The sequence below is a fragment of the Stenotrophomonas sepilia genome (genome assembly GCF_003244875.1).
Lineage (GTDB): Bacteria > Pseudomonadota > Gammaproteobacteria > Xanthomonadales > Xanthomonadaceae > Stenotrophomonas > Stenotrophomonas sepilia.
This window is the reverse complement of the sequence record NZ_LXXZ01000101.1, coordinates 33,710-49,836: the sequence shown is the minus strand read 5'-3', so window position 1 is coordinate 49,836 and position 16,127 is coordinate 33,710. Positions and strand designations below refer to the sequence as shown.

Sequence of the window (16,127 nt, the reverse complement as noted above, 5' to 3'; positions counted from 1 at the left end):
GGGATGCGGGGGAATGGTAGCAGGTGGGGGGCGTGGCGTGCGCCGTCGCGGGCATGGCCAACGCTCGACCTCGATGCTGCGCCCGCCGCTATGCCATCCGTGGGCCGTGGCTCTGCTGAAGCTGCTGCTCCTCCTGCAGGCGCTGCGCGTCTCGCTGCGGCTCATTCTGCTGCAACTGCGCGACCCGATCGAACGAGGCCTCCACCGGTGCCTGCGCAGCCACCTCCGCCGGCATGCTGGCGCGCTGGTGTGCCGGGTCACTGCGGTCCCCCTGCACGATGAACAGCTGCGGTGCGGTATCACCGCGCTGCTCGCCCAGCACCACCTCGTCCACGCGCGAGAACTGCTGCTCCTTCGACAGCGCGAGCAGGCTGGCACTGACATTGCCGTTGCGCGCCCCGAAAGCGCCGAGGTCGGCCACCTGCTGGTGGATCTGGTTGAGGCGGGCATGATCGTCGTGCGCAGGGTCTGCGGGCGTGCCGCTTGCCGCGAGCGTACTGTTGCCGCGCCACTGCTCGCCGTTCTCGGTGAACATCCACTCGCGGAAGGTCTGCTTCGGCATCGGGTTCCACTGCACCTTGTCCAGCTCGCTGCCCTTCACCTGCTGCGGAATGGCGTTGACCGCGCGGATGTTGTCCAGGACCCTGGTAGCGCCCTCGTAGTTGGTGATCTCCCCGGCCAGCCCGACCGGGCGCAGCCCAGCGTGGTTCAGGGCACCCCAAGCGAAATCGGTGCAGGCGTTGGAGAAGAAGTCGTATTCCATGTCGAAGCCGTGCTTCTTCGGGTCTGCCGAGAACTCGAGGATGCGGTCGTACTGCGCCTTGCTGATCTCGATCGTGCGCTCGAAGCGGGGTTTGTCGTAGACCAACACATCCATGTCATCGACTTTGCCCCTGTTCGGCTCGTCCTTGGTGCCTGCGTGGGTGAAACCCACGCTCTCCGGCAAGGGTTCACCCGAACGGCGCAGCGACAGGAACATGTGCCCCGCGAACGATGGCTCCAGCAGAAACCTGTTTCCCTCAGCATCACGGCCGTAGCGCGGCGTGCCGGGGGCCGCCAGATGAATGGTTACGCTGTAGCGTTCGGCATCGTCCTTGTGCATGTCTACTTTCCTAGTGATTGGTAGCCAACGATCAGTTCTGCTTTCAGGCCTTCCAGCCGGGGCCGATCCTCCACAAGGTCCACCCGCAGAACGTAGCGTCCGGGTGCAATGCCTCCGACCTGCGCCAACTGCAACGTGCGATAGAGCACCTCTTCAGAGTACAACCCGGCCTCGGCCAAGCTGTTGATGTCCACGCTCCCCGTCGTCAGGTCTGTTACCACGCCATCCTCCCCGATTTTCTGAGAATCGCGTCCATCGCGAGTACGCTGCCAGAGCTGCACAGGACCAGGTGCACCGCCATCAGTACGCTCCAGGCGCAGCCGCGTTGGCAGCCGTCCCAGCGTGATCTTCTCCGAAGCATCCAGCAGCCGTCGGGCATCGGTATCCTGCAGCCGCAACCCGATGTTCAGGATCGGAATGGCCGGCTTCTGGGGCGCCGGCAAATCAAACGTGACCTCGGCAATCCGACCGGCCTTCTGCAACTGCACGGCCCGCGTGAACGGCACAACCGTGCGGGCCTCGGCCTGTGCGCGCGTCAGCAGGGGCGGCGCAACCTCAGGCGCAGGTGACGCACGGCATGCCGTCAGCGCGCCCAGCACCGCCAGTACCACCAGCCCCCGCCGCAGTGGCCGCGTCATTGCTCCTTCAACCGCAGCGAATCGGCCACATCGGTCTTGGCCGCCACCTCGGTGGCGATGCTGGCGCGGCGGTGCCCTGGGTCGTTGCGGTCGCCCTGCACGATGAAGATGCTTTCGGCGGCATGGCTGTTCTGGGTCGGCCGGCTGAGCAGCACGTGGTCCACGCGCGAGAGGTTGTTCTGCTTGGCCAGCACCAGCAGGCTGGCGCTGATGCGCTGGCTGGCCGCATCGAACGGGCGCCCGTGCGCGGCATCCAGCTCGGCTACTTTCTGGATCAGCTGCGAGAACAGGCGATGGTCGGGGTGCGAAGGGTCCAGCAGCGTACCGGCCACTTCAATCGGCGTCGGCGGCGGCTCATCGCTGGCACGGTCGCCCTGGCGATGATGCTCGGCCTCGCGCTCGGGCATCGCATGATGGGTTTCGGCATTCAGGTCGCTGCCCGGGAACGGCGCGGCGATGCACTGGATCTCCGGCAGGTTGAACAGCACCGCGAACTCGCCCAGGTTGCTGCTGCCATCCAACGGCGCCGGCAGCGGATGCAGGCCGGCGTAGTGCAGGGCCGCCCAGACGAAATCGCTGCAGCGGTTGATGGTGGCCGGGCGGTCCACATCGAATTCGAACTCGGCCGGTTCCTCGGCGAAGTCGCGCAGGCAGCCATAGTGTTCTTCGGTGATTTCCAGGGTGCGGCTGTAGTACGGGTCCAGATGCTCGTCGGCATCGTCGTGGCGCACCTGCGCGTACTGCGCGCCGGTGGGGGATTCGCCCGGCGCCTGGCGCGGCGGCGCGAAACCGTAGCTGTGAGCCTCGTCGCCCGCAGCGACCTGCAGGTACATGTGGCCGCGCGGCGAGATGCCCCCACTTTTCAGCGGGGTGCCGGGCGCGGCCAGATAAAGGGTTACGGTGTAGCGTGTTGCCTGCTCCATGCCTGTTCAGCCTTGATGGGTACTGCGGTCCTGGGCGGATGATGGCATAGGTGGGATCGGGGGTAGGTGGAGGGATAGAAGGCGTCGATCGCGACTTGCTGAATATGTGAGCCAGCATGCAGTAATGGACCCGGGCGCGAGCAAGGTCCCGGCAGCGACTGGAGCTTGCCATTCCACCGTTCTATAGTCGTTTCGATCATGCAAGGGAATCGCCCATGAGCAGAGCACCGGCTTGCCGGCTTGCCTCCTTCGCCCTGGTGGCCGTGTTGAGCACCACCGCCTGCGCGAAGGCCCCATCCACGGAAAAGGACCCGAACGGAACCCCCATGTCCGAAACCGCAACCAGCCCACGTACGGTGGGCGGACAGACCTACACGACGCAGCCGGTGGAAGCTCGGCTTGGCCCGCACCGATTCATGTTCCCGGCCAACCTCTACTACAACCAGACGGGCCCCCTGGCCGATGGAGGCGTCATGCTCACGGTGTTCTGGCCGGATTTCGATGCAGCGCCCCCCGGTGATCGCCCGGTGCGCAGCACGCAGGACAGCCGGCGGCAGGTGCTGGTCGAGCTTAGATACATCGATCGCGTTCCCATCCAGAACTATCTGGCGCGTCGGTCCAGTAGTGAAGCCACCAGCGCGCCGCGATCACTGGAGCGGAGGGACCCGGTAGAGAACCTCGCGCTGCGCGTTGCACAACCCGAACGCTGGGGTTTGACGCCGTATGCGATCGACCCATCGTTGATGGCAGCCTATGCAAAGGATTCGGAGGCTGCGCTGGGCAGGCCTTACGTGCACAACCCAGGGATGGAACCAGACTGGTATGTGGCCCGCTCGGCGGAGGGGCAACTGACAACGTTCATCAGCTGCGACCCGGCAGACCGCATTCCTGACGGGCTCACGATTCAGGGCAAGACACTTGAACGCGCCGGAGAAGGCCAGATCGCAATGTGCCGCCATTCCATCGTGGATGTGGGCGACAGCATCGCCATCGAGATGAACTATGCACGCGTCATGCTGAGCGACTGGCAGCGCCTGGAAACCAGCGTTCATGATCTTCTGGAACGATATCGCGTTCAGCCGTGAACGATGGAGGTCCGGGCGCTCTTCATTCGGGTCGCACAGTACCTTCAACACCGTCAGGGACTCACCGATGGGCATCACAACGAAAGAGGCTTCGGCTTTGCTCTCCGCCATCATGACCAAATTGCTTCGGCCGCAGCTACGTCGAGCTATGCCGCGCGCAGCTCGCATTGGGGCAATTTCCGGACTGTCGGCCTTGCTCACGCTAACATCTGCATGTGCCCGATCGACGGATACGTCTGCCGTCAATGAACGTGCCGCTGCCGCAGATACGCAGCCTGCCCGCATCTCCATGGCCGAGCTGCAAAAACGCATTCTCGCCTACGCGGATTCGCTCAGGTCAAGAGCGGACATCAGTCCGGACAAGTTCGGCACGGCGATCGGTGTGTCATTCGTGCCAGACGAAAAGGTCAGCATCAGGCACATCGCGAAGGACCTGACAACAACGGACGGCTATAACTATGGGGTTACTTCTCTATCGGTTGAGTCGGCACGTGAGTTCCCCAACCAAGAGGTGATCTTCTATCAGCTGGGCAAGCAGCCAGTGACAGATGCTCCGAATGGCGTGTGCTACTGGGAAGCCGAAAGTGCCGGACGAGCGCTCGAAGCCCTCGGATACAGAACCGGAGCAGAAGTGCCATTTCAGAGAGGGGGCATCAGGCAGTACCGGCGCCCCATCACCGGTGGTAACCAGGGTATGGATACCAGCCTGTTGACCTATCGTTCCGATGAAGGTGATACAGCGAGAACCTGCGTCTACGCGGTCCAGTTCGGAGGGGGAGACAGATGAATACGATCCCCCCTCTATCGGCAGAATGCCGAGCTGACTTACCCGTGACACTCAGCGTACCGGCGGTGGCGAGGCTGCCTTACTTGGGCCTGCGCAAGTAAGCAACCAGGAGTTCCGGCTGGTACGGCTCAAGCTGTGGCAGAGGGGAGTGCAGTTGCACTTCAACCCGGTATCGGCCCGGCGACGGATTGCGTGCCCATGCGAAGGCCAGCTGTGCATAGTTATCATCGGGTCGTTCCAGCCCAGCATTCTGCAGCGCCAGCACGTCAACATCGTCCAGCCACGCATTTGTCACTCGACCATCGGCGGGGATGGGAATTGTTCTGGCAGGTTCCCCAATGACCCATTCGAGCCGGTGCAAGGGCACGTCCTTCCATCCACTCGATTCCAGGCGCTGCATGGAAACCTTCGCCTGGAACCCGGACGCCCGAACATCGGCCAGTGCCCCAAAAGCCGCGGTGTTATCCGTGCGGTCAACGCGAATGCCGATCATGAGCGTTGGAGAGGAATTTTTGCTGGGAGCAGCCACATCGAACTCGACCGTCAATGGTGCATCCATTGACGAGGTGGGCATGGCTCGCACAAGCGGCACCAGATCCGGACGATGGGCCTCTGCTATCGAGCCTTCGTCGCGAGCCGCATCGGGCCGGCACGCGGTAGCCAGAAGAACGAGTAGTGCTGCGAGCATGCATATCCGGCGCATTCCATGTGGCGTCATCTTCAGTCCTCCGTCCAGGTCGCCAGTGCAGTGCATGCCCTACTCATCCCCCGCTCGCCGCACGAATCTGTATCTCGTGCTGCACCCGCTGGTCTTCCAGCTGCTGGTCCATTTGATTGGCAAGCGCACGCTGGTGCGCTTCACGGCTGACTGCATCGAACTGCTGCAGTGATTCCTCCACCGATGTCTGCGCCGCCAGCTCGGTCGGCATCGCAGCGCGCTGGTGTGCCGGATTGCTGGGCTCGCCCTGCACCACGAACAGCGTGTGCCCGGCCGGGTGTTCGCGCGTAGCGTTGCTCACCAGCACATGGTCCACCCGCTCCAGGTCGTTGTCCTTGGCCAGTACGAGAAGGCTGGCAGTCATCCGCTCGCTGACTTCATCGAAGCTGCGACCGTGCTTGGCGTCCAGCGCTTCCACGCCCTCACGGATCTGCTGATACAGCGCGTGATCGGGGTGGCCGGGCTGCGTGGGGTCCTGCAGCGCCCGGTTCGGGCCCGATGCCTCATCCGGTGCGGGTTCGGCTGGCTCAGGGCTTGGTGCAATCGTGGGCGCGGCAGGAACAGTGACAGCCGCAGTGACGGGCTGGAGGTCATCCGATGGAGTCGGTTCGGGCTCCGGCACGTGTTGTGCCGCTTCCTGCGCCATAGGCCACGGATCGCGCGCAGGTTCAGCAGGCAGCGGCTCCTTGAACGGCACCGGCTCAGCGTCCTGCACTGCCATGTCCTGCTTTGGAGTGGGAGCGACCGCAGGCACCGGGGCCATCTGCTCCGGCTCCGATGCCTGCTCTGTGCGCTGCGTTGGCATCGCCTGCGTTGCCGCATCCAAAGGCGCGGCGGCATGTGGCGTCGCGCGCTCAAGTGCGGCCGGGTGCGCCTGCATCGGCCCAGCCGGCTCCGGTGTCTGTGAGACCGTGCGGCTATCGGTGGGCGCCTCGCTGTTTGGATGGGGCTGAGGTTGGGGCTCCGCCTCACGCCGCGGCGGATCACGCTGCTCGGCCTGCCGCTGAAGCTCGGGCTTGTGCTGTGGGGCAGGCGTAGGCGGTGGCGTGACCGTTATCGCTGGCGGCGCTGCCGCAACCGCCGCAGAAACGACGGACTGCGCAGTCGCCAGCTCTTCCGGCCGCACTTCCACGTTCCCGCCCTGCTCCGATGGCTTGTCGCCATGTGCCACCTGCGCGGCCGCTCGTGCAGCCTGCCCCGCATCCAACTGCGCAGCACCTAGCCGATTTGCCTCCTGCATTGCCTGCCGGTACACCTCCTGCTCACTCGCCGACAGCGCTGCAATGCGTAGCTCGGGCGAGTCGGGCAACGGTGCCTGCTCATTGGCACGCGCGCGCATCTCATTCCATGCGGCCTGCAGCTCCTGCGTGCTGGTGGTCGCGACGGCGCGCGCCACGCCATCCTGGCCTACCTGGTAATGGGTGATGGGCCGAGAGGCGCCCGCGTTGCCCTCGGCTACAGGCCCCAGTTCCTGCAGCGTGGGACCCGTAATGCCGCGCTGCTCGCGCGTGCGCGTCGTGGCCAGCGCAATGGCCTGCTCCCACACTGGGGTCAGCGCGATGCCCGCAGCGTAGTAGCTGTGGCGCAGCTCGTTCTGGTTCACCTCCGCCGCAGACGGCAGCGGCCGCGATTCCAATGCGGCAATAGTCTGGTTGAACTGATCGAGCGACGGCTGCTGGATGGTGCGGGTCAGCTCCAGCTCCAGCGCCATGTTCCCCTGCGCGATCTGGCCCGCATGGCTCCACTGCCCTGCTTCATCGCGCTGGTAGAGCTGGTTGTCCGAGCCCCGGATGGCGTCGGGCCTGGCACGGGCCTGCTCCACCGCCTCCGGCACCAGCGGCACGAAGTCGCTGGCGCGGGTAGCGACGTAAGTCTCCAGATAGCTGGCGGCAATCGCGGCCTTGCCGTTGGCGATGTTGCTCTCGATGCGTTGCACCGCCTCACGATTCAACTCGTTGGCGCGTTCGGGGCTGGCGGTCTGCGTCTCATACACCCCCCGGTCGTTGGCACCGGACACGCTGATCTTGACCTGCCGCGTCCACTGTTCGGTCTGCGCATCGCGGTGCCAGTTGGGGTTGTCCAGACGGCTCTCGCCAGCCTTCGCCGGGATGCTGAAAGGATCCTGCGGCGGCGGCGCCCTGCCCAGCGCCAGCTCTACCGCCTTTACGTGGGCGTACGCACCCAGCTCGCGGGCCTTCTCGTAACTGGCACCCACACTGCGCTCAGCCGGATTGCCCAGGCCGTCGCCCGCGCTGTCCATGACCGCCTGGCGCTGCCAGTTGAGGCCATTGAACTGCCATGTGACATCGGCCTTGTCGGTCTGCTGGTAGATGGCGCGGTTGTCGAGCAGATCGGCACCCTTGTCGAACGCCTTGCTCATCAGCAGCGCATCGCCCGCGACGATGGCCGCAGGGACGAAACTCGACGTGCCGATCAGTGATGCGGTGGCCATGCCGCCGATCCAGCCACCGCCGTTGCGTGCCAGAGCGTGGGTGAGCTCGGACTGGGCGGCCGTGCCGTTGCCTTCTTCCAGCAGTTGCGAGGTGCGGCGGGCGGTGATGACAGCGTCGGCGCCGGAGGCGAGCAGGCCGCCGGAGCGGATCAGTTGGCTGGTGGAGGCTTCGCCGAGGAGGAGGTCCAGGGTAACTCCGCCGCGTTGCCCGACCGGAGCACGAAGGCGTGACGCGGCCTCTTCACCAAGAACAGACTCAACTACAAGAACGCCGCCCGGAGACATCTGGAGACGCCCGGCTTGATGGGCATCAGCGATAGCATTCGACAATCCGTTACGCTGCAGCTCGATGTTGCCGCCACGTATCAGCGGCTGTCCGGATCCTTGAAAGTGCTGGAGCGTGTATACAACGCGGCTCTCGTTGGGTGTGACGGCGCTCCATTGCCTGGAAAGAACGGAAGACTGCTGGTGGTGCTCCAGCTGTCCAGAGTACTGCTGGGCGTACTCCTCGGGCCTCCTGTAGAACTCCCTCGTCTGGGCACGTGCCTGATCGGTGCTTTGTCCTAAAGCAGTGTTCGTCCGCAGATCTCCGTTGGCCAAGCCGACCTGTGAAATGTCGCTCAACCGATGAACTTTGGCAGCGATGCGATCCATTGCCTCCAGGTCGCCAGCCAGCGCTGCTTGGCCATCCCGGCTTCTCTCGAGGCGGGCGAGATTGGCCTCCAATCCGATTCGATACTCACGAATCGGTCCGCCGTTGTGAGGTGACACCCCCAAGGCCTGCGCGAGCGCCTTGTCGTGGGGCATATTGATCAGGTTCTGATCGGCATCGATGTTGAAGCGACCCGCATCAGCCAGAGCCTTGAGCAAGCGACTATTGCCAAGCGTCTGTTGCTCGATGGCGTGATGCTGCTGAAAAATGGGAACGACTCGAGGCATCTGGAGGCTCCTTCCGTGCAGCCGCACTTAATCAGATATCTGATGCATCAATAAAAGATATTCCACTCAACTCCGGATCATCCGGCACTCCAGCAGCATGCACAGCATCCACAAACCTACGATCAGCGATCACGAACGTGCTGAACGGTGTGAGGAAGACATGCGCTCCTGCCAGTGCATCGTTCTTGAAGGCCAAGCTGGCCCCGCCTGCAATCGAGTAGAACTTGCCATTGACGAAGTCATCGTCAATCTCGATATCCAGCCGTGAACGATCCTCGTCCACTGCGTCCAGCTCTCTCACTACGTCACACAGAAAGTGGCGTGGCCCCCGCGCGCCATCTGCAAAGCGAACATCACATTCGGCGAATGCAAAGGCGCCTGGATCCAGCGCGTTCATTACGCTCTGGAGTCGCTCCGAGACCAGCCAGTACCCACTGAAGCCACCCTCCAGATCCCGCGGCGCAGGCCCCTGAGAAGCATCGAACACAATTCGGGGCTTCTCCCGGAGCTCGGGAAATCCACCGTTCTCTGGCCTGAGGATTATCCGCGGTGGCGACAGCAGCGCCTGAACGTTCTCGAAGATCGCTCCTCTGAAAGGACGATTGCTTTCCAAGTCCGGCGCAAACAGGAAGAATCTTCCCGATTCAGGCCCATTGATTGCCATCGGTTCCATCGTCGTTTTCCTTTGGGCTTCTTGCAAATACGATCTGTGAGAGAGCTTACATCGATCACACTTGGACCTGACAGCGAGGATGTGGAGAGGTGTCGAGGTCCTCCGCGAGCCCACCTCCAGACGGAAGGTAGAGATGATTGAGCGATTCATCCTTAGCCAGGTATCCCGCCTCGACAAGCCTCTTGACGAGAGGATGATCCCTGAACACCACCTGCTCAAAGACATGATGACTTTGTAGAATTACGCTTTCTGCGGGCATAGGATTCCGTTCCCAAGAGGGCGAAAAGTGCTGTTTAACTAGTAGCCTGCAGCGTCTTCAATCCACACGCCGCGCGGATTGATCACCATTCCAAATCCATGCTCGATGAGCGCGTCGCGAAGCACTCTGTCACAGTAGACACGGCTGCCCGAATGGATATCCATGAATACATGCGCATCAGCCACTTCCGCTTCCTTGAAGGACAACTTGCCGCCACCTGAGAGGCTGTAGTACTTGCCGTTCCGGTAGCCATCCAGAATTTTCACACTCGATGCATTCTCGTCAATCGCGTCCAGAATTCTTATCACCTCACACAAGTAGTGAGGCTCACCTTCTGAACCGTCCTCGAGCTGAAAGGCACACTTCGCAAAGGCAAAGCCTTCGGCATCGATGTTCTCCATTACATCCTTCAGGGGTTGAGAAATCAGCCAATAGCCGTTGAATCCGCCTTGCAGATCCAAAGGCATATCACCCACTTGGCTATCGAAGCGAAGCTTGGGAACAACCCTGAGTGATGCAAGCCCGCCCACCTCAGAAGGCTCGCTCATGTAGGTCGGCCAAGGGATTTCCTCTTCATTGTCCAATTCGACCCCATGACCACGACCAGGCGCACCCATATCGGGGCTAAGCACGTAGAAGCGACCTTTAGGGGGCGCAACTCTATTCATGCCGTCCTCATTCATTCTCGTTATCCACTGGCGTCAGCGAGCTCAGGCAAACATTGTTCGGAACGCACAGATCGAGATCGCATTGTCATTAAAGATTGGGCTCCAAACCGCAGTGCTACTCAATCTTCGGAGGACCGTCTGGCCCAACAGTTCACAACGTCTTCGAACCAGAGCCCGTTGCATGTTCTGGCGGTCACGATGCCGGCACCTTCTACTGCGTTCTTGAAGATGTGGTCGCAGAAGACTCCCTCGTAGTAGGGGAGCCGGAACACGTGAGCGTCAACGATGGCCTCCCGCTTGAATGCCAGACGCGCGTCGCCGGTCAGGTCGTAGTACTTCCCCTCTTCATAGTCGTCACTAACGATGATCTTCAGCTGGGATGCTGCCTCATCCAAGGCATCAATGGTTCTGATGACATCGCAAAGGAAATAAGGGCCACCCATTGCTCCATCAGCGAGTCGATAGTCAGTCTCCCTGAAGGCAAAAGCACCTGGGTCCACGGCCGCCATCACCTCGCGGAGACGCCCGGAAACGAGCCAATAGCCGCTCATTCCAGCTTCAAGATCCTCCGGTGGCCACCCCTCACTTGGGTAATACACTAGACGCGGTGTCTCGCGCAGAGGCGGGAAGCCCCCCTGATCGGGACGCAAGAGGAAATTTGGAGGGGTCTTCAGGGAAGACTCGTTCTCAAAAACGACGCCATGCCCTTTGCCGCGCCGTCGGGCATCTGGGCGCAACTCGAAGAACTCGCCCTTCTTTGGCAGATTCGAAGTCATTGTTTGCCTCACCTCAGAATCAATCTAAATAAGCGTGCCAAGAGCTTATCAGAGGGTGCCAACCTTCCATGCCCTCCTCGAGTCATGCCCGAGCGCTCACAGCCTGAAGTCCTCTCCGCCGACATAGCGCACTACTGCTGCTCTCCAATTCCTCTGGGCGCTCTGAAGTCCCGATGCGGCCTGCCTCTTACCGCCCTGCCTTCAACTCAAGTACTGAATAGGCATGGCTGTTTTTTAGCCCGTTCTGCACCGGCAAGAAATCGCACAAAAAGTGAAATCCATCTTAAGTTCGACTACCGATCCCGTTCCATGAGACGCGCCGCAGCCATCTTCAATTTTGACATGCGGATTATGCTTGGACTGACGCGCGCCATGTCAGACATTGGCCGCGTCCTTGAACCTCAGGCCACGCGTTTCACACTCGCTTCCAATTCCCGCAGCGCGTATGGCATCCCGGAACACGCGATCGCAGTAGACAAGATCGCCGGAGTACGGGCTCCTGAAGACATGACTGTCCCCGATTACGTACCTCTTGAATGCCAAGCTTGCTCCGCCACGAAGGTCGTAGAACTTCCCGCCCGGATAGCCCTCATCGACGATGACCCGGAACTTCGATGCTTCCTCATCGACCGCATCCAGCTCGCGAGCAACCTCGCACAGGTGGTACGTTGGGCCCTCTGTGCCGTCCGGAAGCACGTAATCACACTCCACGAACTCAAAGGCGACGGGATCTATTTCGGTGAAGGCCATCTTGAGGCGCTCTGATACCAACCAGTAGCCACTCATTCCTCCTTCGAGGTCCTGCGGTGGATCCCCCAGCTCTGGATCGAGCACCAGACGCGGTCTCTGCGACAGATGAGGAAAGCCGCCTTCTTCGGGGCGGATGATCAGCCTGGGAGGCGTCAGCAGTGCGTCCTCATTCTCGATCTCAACGCCATGCCCTCTTCCCCTTCGAGTCGTGTCGGGCATCAGCAGATAGAATTCACCAGGCACAGGCTGATTACGTTTTGACGAGGGCATGTGCTTGTTTCTCTCCCAATTTTAGGCATGTACCGCACTCCGCACACTTGCAGCATAGGTCGCGAGGTTAGCGCCGGTGGGACCGACTCAGCAGTTCACCACATCTTCAAACCAGAGCCCGTTGGATCTCTTGGCCGTGACGATGCCGGCAGGTTCCACCGCATCTTTGAACGTTCGGTCGCAGAATACCCCGCCATGGAACGGCAATCTGAACACGTGAGCCGAACCCAGCACTTCGCGTTTGAACGCCAACCGGATATCACCGGTCAGGCGGTAATATTTCCCTGCCTCGTACTCATCGCTGATCACGATGTTGAGCTGGGACGCTTCTTCATCCAAGGCGTCCAGCGTACGGACCACGTCGCAAAGGAAGTAGGTTGGTCCCTTTGAACCGTCTTCCAAGCGATAGTCGGTATCAGCGAAAACGAACGCGTCAGGGTCTATCTCTTCCATGACCTGGCGCAATCGCTCGGAGACCAGCCAATAGCCGCTCAACCCGCCTTCCAGATCCTGTGGAGGGACGCCCTGCCGCTCCTGATAGACCAAGCGCGCGACTTCACGCAGTGGGGGGACGCCACGGGCTTCGGGCAACAGGATCAGTCTGGGAGTCGCAAGCAACGCGTCCTCGTTTTCAAAGACCACCCCGTGACCCTTTCCTCTACGGGTAGCATCCGGTCGTAGCTTGAAGAACTCGCCCTTGCGCGGCCGATGGGTGGAGGTTGATCCCATGCTTGTCATCTCACCATGTGAATGTGAATCGAATTCGCTCGTAAGCAGTTGAAGCGAATCCAGAAGGCGCCCAAGGGTCCGATCCTCAGAGCTCTGACTCAGATGCTGGCCGCGTCGGTGAACAAGAGGCCCCGGGATACGCGCGGCCCACCGATTCCAGCGTTCCACACAGCGTCGCGGAGCTCTCTGTCGCAGAAGACGAGGTTTCGCGAGTAAGGCGTCCGGAATATTCTGGCGTGGCCGATGACCTGCTTGCGGAACGCCAGACTGGCTCCGCCCCTTAGGTCGTAGAACTTCCCACCTCGATAGCCTGCGTCAGCGATGATCCGAAGTTCCGAGGTTTCTTCGTCCACCGCATCGAGCTCACGGGTTACATCGCATAGGAAGTACCGCGGGCCCTTGGATCCATCGGCAAGGCGGTAGTCACACTCTACAAACTCGAAGCCAACTGGATCTACAGAGACAAGAGCGTCGCGTAATCGTTCGGATACCATCCAGTAGCCGCTCATGCCCCCCTCCAGATCCTCTGGGAGGCTCCCCTTCTTTGCCGAGTAGACCAGCAGCGGCTTCTCCGCCATGGGGGGAAATCCCCCTTCTTCTGGTCGCAGGATCAGGCGCGGCGGGATGCGCAGCCGCTTCGCGTTCTCGAACACAACGCCGTGCCCCTTTCCCCCACGCGTGGTATCAGGCATCAGGAGGAAGTACTTGCCAGGAGCAGGCTGGTTCGACTTCGATGCTTCCATGCTCTTTCGCCTTCTTTAGCTATGATGCGCCGTAGCAAGTCTGCCCCGTTCTACCCCGACCTTCCACCTCGTGCAATCAGATCACTGCGAGATTCGGAACCTGGTCAAGCTCGCGTCCCGTGTCTTGAGACGCGCTCCAGCCATCCTCCCTTTCCCCTCTGGAGGATGACATGACCAAGATCGACCCCGCATGGCTGGAAGCCTTCGACAAGGAGCTCCTTCACCTGTTCGCCATCGACCACCGCGATGTTGGCATGGATGAGTACCTGCTGGGCTGCTACGCAGACCTTCCGCCTCGCGAAGCAGCACTGGCGTTCGGCAGCGACTACGACCTGGAGCGCGACGATGCGCTGTGGCCTCGGCCGGGCGTGGCGCTGCAAAGTTAAGTTGTGTCGCAATCGGCACGCTGCGCGAATGGGCGCCGTGGGCTACGTGTCGCTTTTGGGATCCCGAACAGCTGCAAACCGTGCTTTTCAATGCGCATTCGGGCGGTAACTTAACACCGGCCGAAACCACTGCACCGCAAGGGTTCTGCCACGCGCGCGCCATGCAACAATGCCGTAAGCGTCAGCATTTGCGGTCTCTGCGGCCTACGGTTTCTTGGCATCTCGCAACCATGCGAGTACACCTTGGCATGCCACCTCACACAGGGTGGCACGGGCGTCGAAAACCCGGTCAACAACCATGTGTTTGCGCTTGCCAGCCGGCGTCACGTTCGTGTGACGCCGGCTGGCAATCCGTTCGCGGTCCATGGCGGGCGGTGCGTGGGGGTCTTCGGACCCGCCGGATTGGTTGTTGACCGGTTTTCGAGCCTCGCATCGTCCGCCACTTTTATCGGTGGCGCTGCTGTCTGTCCTGTACGGAGCATTGCCATGAACACATCGGACTTCCGTTCCCTGCACGCGCAGTACGATCCGGACAACGCCGAACCCGAGCGCGAACCGTCCGTCGATCCCAACGCCTTCGTCGCCACGCTGCGCCGCATCGGATCTGGTGCAGCTGCGGATGGCCAGCCTTGGCCGGAACGGCATCAACTGCCTGGGCGTTGTCTTCAGCTGGCGGATGCGGATTGCGCGCTGGCCGGTCTGCGCGTGGTGGCGGAGCTGATGCTGGCTGCGGAGCGCACTCGACAGAACGGTCCGCCCGAGGAGTACCTGGGGGATCGGGTGATGGAAGGGTTGAAGATGGCGTGTGTGGCGTTGACTGCGCAGGTTGCTGAGCGGTTGCAGGGCCACTGATAGACGCCCCCCACCTGGAACCGTGCGGCCACGCTTCGCATGCCATTCGTAGGCGCGTAGGATAATGCCTGCCGTGAGAGGGAGATCTGCGGCCAACTTTTATAATCTCTTTGCACAAAAACGAAAAGTGCGGATCCCGCTTGAATCCGCACCAAATCGAGTCGACGCTTATGCCACCTGAGTGACCTCAACATCGTCGGCGTTGGGCTCCCCCCCAAGCGCCCATCTCATAAACTGGTTTCGATCATACCTTGCTAGCTGGACAAGATCAGCCATATCACTTGTCACCTCACTAAGGAGCGCTGCGTTGCCCGAAAGAATTCCGTCAACATCCTTCATGGCGGCGACTCTCTGAATTGCGCTCACCGCCAAAGCAGGCTCGGATATTTGCTCTTCTATATGACTAGCGAGCCCCAAAGGATCGGGCAGCCCCTGATGAGCTGGGTCGAACCTGAATGCCAGAGATACTAAATCTGCGCAAGTGGACTTTTTTGCAACTTGGTAACCCATAGCACTCTTCAATTTTACAGACGTGGGGGGACGCCCCTGAAGAGCCATGGAAATCAGCCACTTTGCGAGCCCCGTGAGGAACACCTGCACGTGTCCCAGCTCGGCCTCCATCTTTTCCCTCAACGTCTGATCGTCGAGAATTCCGAACAGTTCCGAAGATTTCGACGCAAACTGCTCACTGTCATTAAGGTTGTTGAGATACTTTTCAATGAGCTTTTCAAGCGTCCGCTCATTCACGCTATCCTTATCAACTCTTGTAGTTAAGAACAGAAGCCAAGGCCGGTCGTATCTTGCCTGAAGAGCCAACAGAGAAGAAAGCGAGTCGTAGTAGCTTCCATTCTCTCGCCCGGGTAGGTGAACACCAAATCCGTCGCAAAGATCCAGATTGATAACATCAAACGGGCCGACATCACGGGCACGCCTGTATGCCACTGATTGCGTTCTGGACAAGAGAGAGAACTCGTCAAGAATTACATCAGACCTTTCGTCAATCATCTCCAAACTCTTAACTTCAGCCAAAGACAAGTTCATTTCAAACTCATCATCCTTATTACTTCTGGCCGCGGAGTTAAAACCTAGAAAATAGAGGCCACAGCGTCGGACGCTACAAATCTTTCTGTGAAAATGCCGCAGATCAAGCAGATCATTGCCAGGCAACCCGAGATAGGTCAGAGGCTTGCCGTCACGCAGCGGGGAATCGTCCAAGAGACGATCAACCTCACCCACCCACTGACGATCCCGAACGAACTGCTTTCTTGGCCTGTGCCATGGAAGGAACTTTCTCTCCCGGCTTGGTACTGGCGCTTCGTAGTCAAAATTGCCATCAAATATGTCGTCAGCAATTCCTGATGGTTGCTCATCCATGAG

16 protein-coding genes are annotated in these 16,127 nt (G+C 60.8%); 4 read left to right on the top strand and 12 right to left on the bottom strand.

Annotated elements, in window-relative coordinates; translation table 11 throughout:
* Positions 1–88 precede the first annotated feature (88 nt).
* Genes A7X97_RS20510 through A7X97_RS20500 form a run of 3 tightly spaced genes read right to left on the bottom strand, consistent with a single transcriptional unit; the run spans position 89 to position 2,663 of the window.
* The gene (locus A7X97_RS20510; protein ID WP_088496199.1) at positions 89–1,102 is read right to left on the bottom strand and encodes an XVIPCD domain-containing protein; all 1,014 of its coding nucleotides are present in this window, start codon (positions 1,100–1,102) and stop codon (positions 89–91) included.
* Positions 1,103–1,104: 2 nt separating this feature from the next.
* A complete protein-coding gene (locus tag A7X97_RS20505) occupies positions 1,105–1,740 on the bottom strand; it encodes a hypothetical protein (RefSeq protein WP_088496200.1) in 636 nt (211 codons plus the stop codon).
* A complete protein-coding gene (locus tag A7X97_RS20500; protein WP_088496201.1) occupies positions 1,737–2,663 on the bottom strand; it encodes an XVIPCD domain-containing protein in 927 nt (308 codons plus the stop codon). The genes A7X97_RS20505 and A7X97_RS20500 overlap by 4 nt, the downstream gene beginning before the upstream one ends.
* A 326-nt stretch (positions 2,664–2,989) precedes the next feature.
* Between A7X97_RS20500 and A7X97_RS20495 the strand changes: the two genes are divergently transcribed.
* Both A7X97_RS20495 and A7X97_RS21795 read left to right on the top strand, forming a co-directional pair.
* Positions 2,990–3,748 (top strand): hypothetical protein, encoded by a 759-nt coding sequence (locus A7X97_RS20495; protein ID WP_245885089.1) that lies wholly within the window; start codon positions 2,990–2,992, stop codon positions 3,746–3,748.
* Positions 3,714–4,535: a hypothetical protein gene (locus A7X97_RS21795; RefSeq protein ID WP_143592483.1), complete on the top strand. Its 822-nt coding sequence runs from the start codon at positions 3,714–3,716 to the stop codon at positions 4,533–4,535. The genes A7X97_RS20495 and A7X97_RS21795 overlap by 35 nt, the downstream gene beginning before the upstream one ends.
* A 79-nt stretch (positions 4,536–4,614) precedes the next feature.
* Here the strand turns inward: A7X97_RS21795 and A7X97_RS20485 are convergent, their stop codons facing one another.
* The 8 genes from A7X97_RS20485 to A7X97_RS20450 all read right to left on the bottom strand — a co-directional run bounded on the left by A7X97_RS20485 (position 4,615) and on the right by A7X97_RS20450 (position 13,512).
* A complete protein-coding gene (locus A7X97_RS20485; RefSeq protein ID WP_143592484.1) occupies positions 4,615–5,289 on the bottom strand; it encodes a hypothetical protein in 675 nt (224 codons plus the stop codon).
* Between the two features lie 7 nt (positions 5,290–5,296).
* Entirely contained in the window at positions 5,297–8,644 is a 3,348-nt protein-coding gene (locus A7X97_RS20480; RefSeq protein WP_146260265.1) for an XVIPCD domain-containing protein, read from the bottom strand.
* 31 nt (positions 8,645–8,675) lie between these two features.
* Positions 8,676–9,317 carry a DUF1629 domain-containing protein gene (locus A7X97_RS20475; protein ID WP_088496206.1) on the bottom strand — a complete coding sequence of 214 codons (642 nt, stop codon included), beginning with the start codon at positions 9,315–9,317 and terminating at the stop codon, positions 8,676–8,678.
* A 297-nt stretch (positions 9,318–9,614) separates the two neighbouring features.
* Positions 9,615–10,259 (bottom strand): imm11 family protein, encoded by a 645-nt coding sequence (locus tag A7X97_RS20470; RefSeq protein WP_245885088.1) that lies wholly within the window; start codon positions 10,257–10,259, stop codon positions 9,615–9,617.
* Positions 10,260–10,363: 104 nt separating this feature from the next.
* On the bottom strand, positions 10,364–11,020 hold the full coding sequence (locus A7X97_RS20465; protein ID WP_088496207.1) for a DUF1629 domain-containing protein: 657 nt from the start codon (positions 11,018–11,020) through the stop codon (positions 10,364–10,366).
* 375 nt (positions 11,021–11,395) lie between these two features.
* The gene (locus A7X97_RS20460; protein ID WP_088496208.1) at positions 11,396–12,040 is read right to left on the bottom strand and encodes an imm11 family protein; all 645 of its coding nucleotides are present in this window, start codon (positions 12,038–12,040) and stop codon (positions 11,396–11,398) included.
* Between the two features lie 87 nt (positions 12,041–12,127).
* Entirely contained in the window at positions 12,128–12,769 is a 642-nt protein-coding gene (locus tag A7X97_RS20455; RefSeq protein ID WP_088496228.1) for a DUF1629 domain-containing protein, read from the bottom strand.
* Between the two features lie 98 nt (positions 12,770–12,867).
* Complete coding sequence (locus tag A7X97_RS20450; protein WP_088496209.1) at positions 12,868–13,512, bottom strand: DUF1629 domain-containing protein; 645 nt, start codon at positions 13,510–13,512, stop codon at positions 12,868–12,870.
* 170 nt (positions 13,513–13,682) lie between these two features.
* Between A7X97_RS20450 and A7X97_RS20445 the strand changes: the two genes are divergently transcribed.
* Together A7X97_RS20445 and A7X97_RS20440 are read left to right on the top strand one after the other, a co-directional pair.
* Positions 13,683–13,898: a hypothetical protein gene (locus A7X97_RS20445; protein ID WP_088496210.1), complete on the top strand. Its 216-nt coding sequence runs from the start codon at positions 13,683–13,685 to the stop codon at positions 13,896–13,898.
* Between the two features lie 486 nt (positions 13,899–14,384).
* The gene (locus A7X97_RS20440; protein ID WP_088496211.1) at positions 14,385–14,750 is read left to right on the top strand and encodes a hypothetical protein; all 366 of its coding nucleotides are present in this window, start codon (positions 14,385–14,387) and stop codon (positions 14,748–14,750) included.
* A 168-nt stretch (positions 14,751–14,918) separates the two neighbouring features.
* On the opposite strand, the gene A7X97_RS20435 is transcribed toward A7X97_RS20440, so the two are convergent.
* On the bottom strand, positions 14,919–16,124 hold the full coding sequence (locus A7X97_RS20435) for a PP_RS20740 family protein (RefSeq protein ID WP_143592486.1): 1,206 nt from the start codon (positions 16,122–16,124) through the stop codon (positions 14,919–14,921).
* Positions 16,125–16,127: the final 3 nt, after the last annotated feature.

Excerpts from the sequence above, each read along its gene's own strand:
- A7X97_RS20510 (WP_088496199.1), bottom strand. The coding sequence starts at position 1,102 with ATGCACAAGGACGATGCCGAACGCTACAGCGTAACCATTCATCTGGCG.
- A7X97_RS20480 (WP_146260265.1), bottom strand. The coding sequence starts at position 8,644 with ATGCCTCGAGTCGTTCCCATTTTTCAGCAGCATCACGCCATCGAGCAA.
- A7X97_RS20495 (WP_245885089.1), top strand. The coding sequence starts at position 2,990 with ATGTCCGAAACCGCAACCAGCCCACGTACGGTGGGCGGACAGACCTAC.
- A7X97_RS20435 (WP_143592486.1), bottom strand. The coding sequence starts at position 16,124 with ATGGATGAGCAACCATCAGGAATTGCTGACGACATATTTGATGGCAAT.
- A7X97_RS20470 (WP_245885088.1), bottom strand. The coding sequence starts at position 10,259 with ATGAATGAGGACGGCATGAATAGAGTTGCGCCCCCTAAAGGTCGCTTC.
- A7X97_RS20440 (WP_088496211.1), top strand. The coding sequence starts at position 14,385 with ATGAACACATCGGACTTCCGTTCCCTGCACGCGCAGTACGATCCGGAC.
- A7X97_RS20505 (WP_088496200.1), bottom strand. The coding sequence starts at position 1,740 with ATGACGCGGCCACTGCGGCGGGGGCTGGTGGTACTGGCGGTGCTGGGC.
- A7X97_RS20450 (WP_088496209.1), bottom strand. The coding sequence starts at position 13,512 with ATGGAAGCATCGAAGTCGAACCAGCCTGCTCCTGGCAAGTACTTCCTC.
- A7X97_RS20475 (WP_088496206.1), bottom strand. The coding sequence starts at position 9,317 with ATGGAACCGATGGCAATCAATGGGCCTGAATCGGGAAGATTCTTCCTG.
- A7X97_RS20465 (WP_088496207.1), bottom strand. The coding sequence starts at position 11,020 with ATGACTTCGAATCTGCCAAAGAAGGGCGAGTTCTTCGAGTTGCGCCCA.
- A7X97_RS20485 (WP_143592484.1), bottom strand. The coding sequence starts at position 5,289 with ATGCACTGCACTGGCGACCTGGACGGAGGACTGAAGATGACGCCACAT.
- A7X97_RS20455 (WP_088496228.1), bottom strand. The coding sequence starts at position 12,769 with ATGGGATCAACCTCCACCCATCGGCCGCGCAAGGGCGAGTTCTTCAAG.
- A7X97_RS20500 (WP_088496201.1), bottom strand. The coding sequence starts at position 2,663 with ATGGAGCAGGCAACACGCTACACCGTAACCCTTTATCTGGCCGCGCCC.
- A7X97_RS20460 (WP_088496208.1), bottom strand. The coding sequence starts at position 12,040 with ATGCCCTCGTCAAAACGTAATCAGCCTGTGCCTGGTGAATTCTATCTG.
- A7X97_RS20445 (WP_088496210.1), top strand. The coding sequence starts at position 13,683 with ATGACCAAGATCGACCCCGCATGGCTGGAAGCCTTCGACAAGGAGCTC.
- A7X97_RS21795 (WP_143592483.1), top strand. The coding sequence starts at position 3,714 with ATGATCTTCTGGAACGATATCGCGTTCAGCCGTGAACGATGGAGGTCC.